Source organism: Streptomyces sp. NPDC048275 (assembly GCF_040652275.1).
Lineage (GTDB): Bacteria > Actinomycetota > Actinomycetes > Streptomycetales > Streptomycetaceae > Streptomyces.
In genome coordinates this window covers 1-8334 of record NZ_JBEZLR010000183.1, presented here as the reverse complement: position 1 = coordinate 8334, position 8334 = coordinate 1, and the positions used below count along the sequence as shown (strand labels likewise).

The window sequence follows — 8334 nt, the reverse complement described above, 5'->3', positions numbered from 1 at the left end:
CGCGTCAACGTCCTGTGGGCCCTGATCCGTGACCGACGCTGCTACCAAGTCACGCTTCCAGCTTCCGCAGCCGGTTGACAACAGCATGAGGAAGCCAGGGTGAACGCAACATCCTGGCCGCTGTGTTGAGGCAGGCGCTACTCGGCTGCCGCCTTCACAACCCAGACGCGCGTCATGATCCGGAGAAGGTCAGGGTTGATCAGCTCGACGTCGTCGGCGTGCTCGCGGTGCGCCCAGACGTCCCAGCCGGGCCCCGAGTTGCTGAGCTCGTGCCTGACGATCACGCCGTCTTCGGGGTCGTCGATCACCTCGTCGCAGGCGCGGCAGATCCGAAGGCGAGCGCTCATGCCCGATCACCGCCCGGGCGAGCCTCCGGCGCTGCGCGATGGCAGCCGCAGCCGCATCGACGGACCAGGATCAGGCCGTTCGAGTGCGGCAGCGGCACGTCTTTCGTCTGCCTGCACTCGGTGTGGAGATCTTCGTACTCCGGCCGCTGAGCGACCGCACACTCGGCCGACAGGGTCACCTCGTTACTCGCGGTCGTCGGGCTCACAGCCGCTCACCCCGGCTCGTCGCGTTGGCGAGGGCCACGCCGGACGACAGCCGCTCTGCCTGCGTGACGGGCCGCAGGGGGCCGTGTGCGTCCCACTCGCGGCCACCGCCGACCGGCTTGAGCTGCCAGTAGGGACCGACGTGATCGACGACTTCGCCGATTCTGCGTGTCGCCTCGTCGAACACGAGGTCTCCGACGTCCGGCTCGTACGCGCTCATGCGCACCCCTGCCGGAGAACGTCGGCGAGCTTGAGCGCGACGTCGGCGCGCACCCGGCCCAGGTTGATCAGATTCAGGGCGGGGGAGGCCGTGTCGGCTCCCAGGGACGGCAGGACGATCCCCGCCGCCGTCAACGCTCCACGCAGCACCTCGACCGCATCGACGGCTTCGGTCGTGCCCGACTTCTGTGCAGTGGTCATGAACTCAGCTTTGAGATGCACCAGTTGAGGGGCTAGCCGATATTCACGGATATTCTGTGGTCCCGATGACTTATGCACGGGCTTTCTCATGCGGCAGTCTGTGAGGCGTAGCCGACGAGCAAGCGGTGACGCAAAGCTGATCCGAAGGCATGCAGTGATCGAAAACCCAACGAGAAGGGCACGATCATGAGGCGACTACGCTTCAACGGCACCGGCAGTGGCGAGGGCGGCTGCCCGTCCGTGCACGAGGACTTGGACAGTGGCGAGATCATCGTCCACGGGCCGCCGCTCACCGATGCTCAGGACATCGCGCAGCTCCGGCACCTCGGAGAGGGAGAGGTACCGATCGTCGTACCTCGCGAATTGATCGTGGACTGGGGGCCCAAGGACATGATGCGCGACGCGCGGATCATCGACCTGGACGCGTTCGGGCAGCTCTTCGAGCGATTCGAGCACACGGCCTGGCGACTGGAGACCCGGCGCCGCTACGCCTCCGACGAGGCGACCGAGACCTACGCGCAGTTCGTCCGAGGCGAGACGCCGACCTGGGATCTCGACACGCCGTGGTCCGTAACGATCAAGGCGAAGACGGCGGGCGGCGCGAGCGTCGGCCGCGTGCGCCTGGTCGACGACCCGGCGACGGAGGGACAGTGCTACCTGCTCGCGCACGCCGAGAAGAACGCCGTCCTGGGCGAGGACATTCGCAACCTCTCGCGTGCCGAGGCTGATCGTCTGAGCCTTCCCGCCGAGGACTTCTGGATCTTCGACTCCCGACTGATCGCGCTCCTCCGCTTCGACGCCGACGACAACTTCAGCGACGTGGAGCTGATCACCGAACCGGCCGAGGTGATCAGGTACTCGATGGCCCGGGACGCGGCCATGCACCACGCTGTCCCGTACGAGGAGTTCGCGGCCGACATGACCTCCCGGGAGCAGTGAGCGGGACCGGTGAGCACTGACTTCCAGCAGGCACGCGCGGCTCTCGGAGAGCGTCTCCGGGAGCTGCGCGAGGCTGCTCCCGGAGGTCGGCTCACCGGCGCGGTCCTGGCCCAGCGACTGGGCTGGCCCCAGTCGAAGATCAGCAAGCTGGAGAACGGCAAGCAGACGGCCACGGCTGACGAGCTCAGTGCGTGGGCGGAAGCCACCGGCCAGCCGGAGGTGGACGGGGAACTCCTCGCCCGCCTCCGGGGACTTGAGTCCCACATCCGCTCCTGGCGGCGCCAGCTCGCCTCGGGGCACAAGGCCGTCCAAGACGCGCACAACGCGGCCCAGGCACAGGCGACGAACCTCCACGCCTGGGAGTCGTCGTGGATCGTCGGTGTGCTCCAGACCCCCGACTACGCGCGGGCGATTCTCGGCCGGTTCACCGAACTCCACGGCTCGGTGCGGGACATCGAGGAGGCCGTGCGATCCCGCATGAAGCGTCAGGAGGGCCTCTACAGCGGCGGCCGGAGGTATCACGTCCTCCTGTGGGAGCCTGTGCTGAGCGCGCTGATCTGTCCGCCGTTGGTGCTCGCCGCACAGCTCGACCGCCTCTCCGGCGCGATCGGTCTCGACACCATCGAACTCGGGATCGTGCCCATCGGCGCGTCTCTGAAGATCCCGCCTGGCGGCGGCTTCTGGGTCTACGACGAACAACAGGTCGTCGTCGAGAACTGGCACGCCGAACTCTGGCTCGACGACGCCGACAGCGTCGCGACCCACCTCAAGGTCTGGCGGACTCTGCGCGAGTCGGCCGTCTTCGGTCGCGATGCTCAGAATTTGATCAGCCGTGCGCGTCGGGAACTCAACGTCACCTAGGTCCGACCGGGTCAGACCCTCCCGCTGTCAGGTGCACGCTGCGGCACGTCTGCTGAGCAGCGGAGCCCGCCAGCCGGCCCGGGTCACTGGCGCGGACCCGGGCCGACACGAACTGAGGATTCAACCGACCTGCGGCATGACCTCGGCCGCGATCAACTCCAGGTGGCCCAGGTCGTCGAGGTCGAGCATCTGCAGATACATGCGCTGAGACCCGACCGCCTGATACTGGGCGATCTTCTCGACGACTTCCGCCGGGGAGCCCGCGAGACCGTTGGCCTTCAGGTCGTCCACGTCGCGCCCGATGGCGTCGGCGCGACGTTTCACATCGAGGTCGGTCCTGCCGACACAGGCGACGAGCGCGTTCGAGTACACGAGGTCGTCGGCCTTGCGTCCGGCCTGCTCGGCCGCGGCACGCACTCGCTGGAACTGCTGCTCCGTATCCGCGAGGGAGGCGAAGGGGATGTTGAACTCGTCGGCGTACTGTGCCGCGAGCGCCGGGGTCCGCTTGGCACCGTGACCACCGATCAGGACGGGCATCTTCGGCTGCGCGGGCTTGGGAAGCGCGGGGGAGTCCTTGAGCTGGTAGAACTTCCCCGCGTAGGTGAACCGCTCGCCGACGGGCGTGGCCCAGAGGCCGGTGACGATGGCGAGTTGTTCCTCCAATCGACCGAACTTCTCCTTCGGGAACGGGATCCCGTATGCCTCGTGCTCGGCCTCGTACCAGCCGGAGCCGAGACCGAGTTCCACCCGTCCGCCCGACATCTGGTCGACCTGCGCGACCTGGATGGCCAGGACGCCCGGGAGACGGAAGGTGCCGGCCGTCATGAGGGTGCCGAGGCGGATCCGGCTCGTCTCGCGGGCGAGGCCGGCAAGAGTGATCCACGCGTCGGTGGGCCCGGGGAGCCCGTCGACGGAACCCATGTGCAAGTAGTGGTCTGAGCGGAAGAAAGCTCCGTAATTGAGGTCTTCGGCGGCCTTGGCGACGCGGAGCAGCGTCTCGTAGGTCGCCCCTTGCTGCGGTTCGGTAAAGAGTCGAAGATCCATGCATCCATCATGCACCGGTCACATCTTCCGCCCCACTTTGAACCGCTGTCCCACCAGAAACAGGCAGACGGTGTGCGGTGTGCGGTGTGCGGTGTGCGGTGTGGGGTCGTGGTGTGGGGTGCGCGGCGCGTGGTGGCCGAAGCCGCCGCGCGCCGCTGTGGTGAAAATTCCTGAGTCTGCCTGGGACGTTCGCTGTACGTTGTGCAGGCGCGCCGACGACGACAGGTCACGGTGGTGATCTTGGAGGCGCGCTTCCCGTCGCTGCGGTTGGCCGGCCCTTGGCGTGGGTGCACGCCCTGTGCACCATGCCGGACGACGCGGTAAGCCCCCGCAGCTCAGAAGACGTTTCGAGGCAGACCCACAGTGTTCCTGACGATCAGTACCACCGGTACCGCAGAGCGCCCCGCGACCGACCTCGGCTTTCTGCTGCACAAGCATCCCGACAACGCGCAGGCGTTCTCGACGTCCTACGGCACGGCGCACGTGCTGTATCCCGAGGCGTCCGCCGAGCGGTGCACGGCCGCGCTGCTGCTGGAGGTGGACGCGGTGGCGCTGGTCCGGCGGGGCAAGGGCAAGGGGCGCGGCGGCGCGCCCGACGCCGCGCTCGCGCAGTACGTCAACGACCGCCCCTACGCGGCGTCGTCCCTGCTCGCCGTGGCGCTGAGCGGCGTGTTCTCCAGCGCGATGAAGGGCCAGTGCACCGCGAAACCCGAACTGCCCGCGCGGCCGCTCCCGCTCCGTATCGAGGTACCCGCACTGCCCGCACGGGGCGGCGCGGATCTCGTACGAACGCTCTTCGAGCCGCTCGGCTGGACGGTGACCGTCGAGCCCGTGGCGCTGGACGCGGAGTTCCCGGAGTGGGGCGACTCGCGGTACGTACGCCTGGTACTGGAGTCGGAGCGGCTGACGCTGGCCGAGGCGCTGCGACACCTCTACGTCCTGCTTCCCGTGCTTGACGACGCCAAGCACTACTGGGTCGCGTCCGACGAGGTCGACAAGCTCCTTCGGGCGGGCGAGGGCTGGCTGGCGGACCACCCCGAGCAGAAGCTGATCACCAGCCGGTACCTCTCGCGCCGCTGGTCGCTGACCCGTGCGGCGATGGAGCGGCTGGAACTCGTACGGCTGGCCGAGGCGGACGACAGCGAGGTCGGGGAGATCGACAACGCGGTCGACGAGGAGACCGACACGGAGGACAAGCCCGTACCGCTCGCCGTGCAGCGACGGGACGCGATCCTCGCGGCGCTGCACACGTCCGGCGCGGGCCGGGTGCTCGATCTCGGGTGCGGGCAGGGGCAGTTGGTGCAGGCGCTGCTCAAGGACACCCGGTTCACCGAGATCGTCGGTGTCGATGTGTCGATGCGCGCGCTCACCATCGCCTCACGGCGGCTCAAGCTGGACCGGATGGGCGAGCGGCAGGCGGCACGGGTCAAGCTCATCCAGGGCTCGCTCGCTTACACCGACCCCCGCCTCAAGGGGTACGACGCCGCCGTGCTCAGCGAGGTCATCGAGCACCTCGACCTGCCCCGGCTGCCCGCCCTGGAGTACGCGGTGTTCGGCACCGCCCGCCCCAGGACCGTCCTCGTGACGACGCCGAACGTCGAGTACAACGTCCGCTGGGAGACCCTCCCGGCCGGACACTCCCGGCACGGCGACCACCGCTTCGAGTGGACCCGCGAGGAGTTCCAGGGCTGGGCCCACGCGGTGGCCGAACGGCACGGCTACGCGGTGGAGTTCACGCCCGTCGGCCCCGAGGACCCGGAAGTGGGACCGCCGACCCAGATGGCGACGTTTTCGATGAGCACAGCCACCGTCACCACGAAGGAGGAGAAGGCCGCATGACCAGCAACGACACCCAGGGACGCACCCTGCCCGTCACCGACCTCTCCCTCGTGGTCCTGATCGGCGCGTCCGGCTCCGGCAAGTCCACCTTCGCCCGCAAGCACTTCAAGCCGACCGAGGTCATCTCCAGCGACTTCTGCCGGGGCCTCGTCGCCGACGACGAGAACGACCAGAGCGCCAGCGGCGACGCCTTCGACGTACTCCACTACATCGCGGGCAAGCGGCTCGCGGCCGGCCGGCGAACGGTCGTGGACGCGACCAACGTCCAGCAGGAGAGCCGCCGCCAGCTGATCGAACTCGCCAAGCAGTACGACGTGTTGCCGATCGCGATCGTGCTGGACGTGCCGGAGGAGGTGTGCGCCGAGCGCAACGCCTCCCGCACCGACCGCGCCGACATGCCGCGCCGCGTGATCCAGCGCCACATCCGCGAACTGCGGCGCTCGCTCAGGCACTTGGAGCGCGAGGGATTTCGGAAGGTGCACGTCCTGCGCGGCGTGGCGGAGATCGAGAGCGCCGAGGTCCGCACCGAGAAGCGGTTCAACGACCTGACCCACCTCACCGGCCCCTTCGACATCATCGGCGACATCCACGGCTGCGCCTCGGAGCTGGAGGCGCTGCTCGGCAAGCTCGGTTACGTGGACGGCGCTCACCCCGAGGGCCGTACGGCCGTCTTCGTCGGCGACCTCGTCGACCGCGGCCCGGACACCCCCGGCGTACTGCGCCGGGTCATGTCCATGGTCGGATCAGGCAACGCCCTGTGCGTGCCGGGCAACCACGAGAACAAGCTCGGCCGCTACCTCAAGGGCCGCAAGGTCCAGCACAGTCACGGACTCGCCGAGACCATCGAGCAGTTGGCATCGGAGAGCGAGGAATTCCGGGCAGGGGTGAGGGAGTTCGTCGACGGGCTCGTCAGCCACTACGTCCTCGACGGCGGACGGCTCGTCGTCTGCCACGCCGGTCTGCCCGAGAAGTACCACGGCCGCACGTCGGGCCGGGTGCGCTCGCATGCCCTGTACGGCGACACGACCGGCGAGACGGACGAGTTCGGGCTGCCGGTGCGCTACCCGTGGGCGGAGGACTACCGGGGGCGGGCGGCAGTTGTCTACGGGCATACTCCGGTTCCGCAGGCGACCTGGTTGAACAACACCATCTGCCTCGACACAGGTGCCGTCTTCGGCGGCAAGCTCACCGCGCTGCGCTGGCCGGAGCGCGAGCTCGTCGACGTACCGGCCGAGCAGGTCTGGTACGAGCCCGCCAAGCCGCTGGCCTCCGAGGCGCCCGGTGGACACGAGGGGCGGCCGCTCGCCCTCGCGGACGTGCACGGCCGGCGGGTCGTGGAGACGCGGTACGCCGGGCGGGTGTCGGTGCGTGAGGAGAACGCGGCGGCGGCTCTGGAGGTCATGAGCCGTTTCGCGGTCGACCCGCGGCTGCTGCCCTATCTCCCGCCGACGATGGCGCCGACCGCGACGTCCCACGTGGAGGGCTACCTGGAGCACCCCGCCGAGGCGTTCGCCCAGTACCAGGAGGACGGGGTCGCCCGAGTCGTGTGCGAGGAGAAGCACATGGGCTCGCGGGCGGTGGCGCTGGTCTGCCGGGACGCGGCGGCGGCGCGTGAGAGGTTCGGTGTGGAAGGGGCCACGGGGTCGCTGTACACCCGCACCGGCCGGCCCTTCTTCGACGACGCCACGGTGACCGAGGAGATCCTCGGGCGGCTGCGGGCGGCCGTGGGGGCGGCGGGGCTGTGGGAGGAACTGGACACGGACTGGCTGCTGCTCGACGCCGAGTTGATGCCCTGGTCGCTCAAGGCGTCCGGACTGCTGCGGACGCAGTACGCCGCGGTGGGCGCCGCGTCCGGGGCCGTGTTCCCGGGGGCGCTGATCGCGCTCGAAGCGGCGGCGGCGCGGGGTGTCGACGTACAGGAACTGCTGGGCAAGCAGCGGGAGCGGGCCGCCGACGCGGCGGCGTTCACCGACGCGTACCGGCGGTACTGCTGGACGACCGAGGGCCTGGAGGGGGTGCGGCTCGCGCCTTTCCAGATCCTCGCCGTGCGGGGGCGCAGTCTGGCCGGGGTGCCGCACGACGAGCAGCTCGCGCTGATCGACCGGCTCGTCGAGCACGACGGGAGTGGGCTGCTGCAGACGACTCGGCGGTTGTTCGTGGACACGGGGGACGCGGAGTCCGTGCGGGCCGGCGTCGACTGGTGGCTGGAGATGACCGGGCGTGGGGGTGAGGGCATGGTCGTCAAGCCGGTGGGGGCGGTGGTGCGGTCCGCGCAGGGGCGGTTGGTGCAGCCCGGCATCAAGTGCCGGGGGCGGGAGTACCTGCGGATCATCTACGGTCCCGAGTACACCCGGCCCGAGAACCTCGCCCGTCTGCGGGGGCGTTTTCTGAACCACAAGCGGTCGCTTGCGCTTCGGGAGTACGCGTTGGGGCTGGAGGCGTTGGATCGGCTGGCGGAGGGGGAGCCGTTGTGGCGGGTGCATGAGGCGGTGTTCGGGGTGTTGGCGCTGGAGTCGGAGCCGGTCGACCCCCGTCTGTGAGGGTTTCTCGCCCCCGCCGCCCCTACCCGTCCCGTCCCTGGGGGCTGCCGCCCCCAGACCCCCGCTTCGGCCTGGACGGCCTCGTCCTCAAACGCCGGACGGGCTGGGTATGTCAGCCCGTCCGGCGTTTGAGGACGAGC

At 69.4% G+C, this 8334-nt stretch carries 8 protein-coding genes; 4 read left to right on the top strand and 4 right to left on the bottom strand.

Features of this window, described 5'->3' with window-relative positions; genetic code table 11:
- Window positions 1–137: 137 nt before the first annotated feature.
- From AB0D57_RS46545 to AB0D57_RS46535, 3 genes are all read right to left on the bottom strand, one after another.
- On the bottom strand, window positions 138–347 hold the full coding sequence (locus tag AB0D57_RS46545) for a hypothetical protein (RefSeq protein WP_362088582.1): 210 nt from the start codon (window positions 345–347) through the stop codon (window positions 138–140).
- A 202-nt stretch (window positions 348–549) separates the two neighbouring features.
- Window positions 550–771 (bottom strand): hypothetical protein, encoded by a 222-nt coding sequence (locus AB0D57_RS46540; RefSeq protein ID WP_362088581.1) that lies wholly within the window; start codon window positions 769–771, stop codon window positions 550–552.
- Entirely contained in the window at window positions 768–971 is a 204-nt protein-coding gene (locus tag AB0D57_RS46535; protein ID WP_362088580.1) for a hypothetical protein, read from the bottom strand. The genes AB0D57_RS46540 and AB0D57_RS46535 overlap by 4 nt, the downstream gene beginning before the upstream one ends.
- Before the next feature lie 183 nt (window positions 972–1154).
- Between AB0D57_RS46535 and AB0D57_RS46530 the strand changes: the two genes are divergently transcribed.
- Together AB0D57_RS46530 and AB0D57_RS46525 are read left to right on the top strand one after the other, a co-directional pair.
- Window positions 1155–1910, top strand: a complete 756-nt coding sequence (locus AB0D57_RS46530; RefSeq protein ID WP_362088583.1) for a DUF6879 family protein — start codon at window positions 1155–1157, stop codon at window positions 1908–1910.
- 9 nt (window positions 1911–1919) lie between these two features.
- Window positions 1920–2771: a helix-turn-helix transcriptional regulator gene (locus AB0D57_RS46525; RefSeq protein ID WP_362088579.1), complete on the top strand. Its 852-nt coding sequence runs from the start codon at window positions 1920–1922 to the stop codon at window positions 2769–2771.
- A gap of 120 nt (window positions 2772–2891) precedes the next feature.
- Here AB0D57_RS46525 and AB0D57_RS46520 read toward each other — a convergent pair whose 3' ends face one another.
- The gene (locus tag AB0D57_RS46520) at window positions 2892–3815 is read right to left on the bottom strand and encodes an LLM class F420-dependent oxidoreductase (RefSeq protein WP_362088578.1); all 924 of its coding nucleotides are present in this window, start codon (window positions 3813–3815) and stop codon (window positions 2892–2894) included.
- Between the two features lie 363 nt (window positions 3816–4178).
- On the opposite strand from AB0D57_RS46520, the gene AB0D57_RS46515 reads away from it, so the two are divergent.
- Entirely contained in the window at window positions 4179–5654 is a 1476-nt protein-coding gene (locus AB0D57_RS46515; protein WP_362088577.1) for a 3' terminal RNA ribose 2'-O-methyltransferase Hen1, read from the top strand.
- Entirely contained in the window at window positions 5651–8194 is a 2544-nt protein-coding gene (locus AB0D57_RS46510; protein WP_362088576.1) for a polynucleotide kinase-phosphatase, read from the top strand. Before AB0D57_RS46515 ends, AB0D57_RS46510 begins: the two co-directional genes overlap by 4 nt.
- Window positions 8195–8334: the final 140 nt, after the last annotated feature.

What these genes read in the sequence shown, in the direction of transcription:
- AB0D57_RS46545 (WP_362088582.1), bottom strand. Translation starts at nt 347, where the DNA reads ATGAGCGCTCGCCTTCGGATCTGCCGCGCCTGCGACGAGGTGATCGAC.
- AB0D57_RS46540 (WP_362088581.1), bottom strand. Translation starts at nt 771, where the DNA reads ATGAGCGCGTACGAGCCGGACGTCGGAGACCTCGTGTTCGACGAGGCG.
- AB0D57_RS46520 (WP_362088578.1), bottom strand. Translation starts at nt 3,815, where the DNA reads ATGGATCTTCGACTCTTTACCGAACCGCAGCAAGGGGCGACCTACGAG.
- AB0D57_RS46510 (WP_362088576.1), top strand. Translation starts at nt 5,651, where the DNA reads ATGACCAGCAACGACACCCAGGGACGCACCCTGCCCGTCACCGACCTC.
- AB0D57_RS46535 (WP_362088580.1), bottom strand. Translation starts at nt 971, where the DNA reads ATGACCACTGCACAGAAGTCGGGCACGACCGAAGCCGTCGATGCGGTC.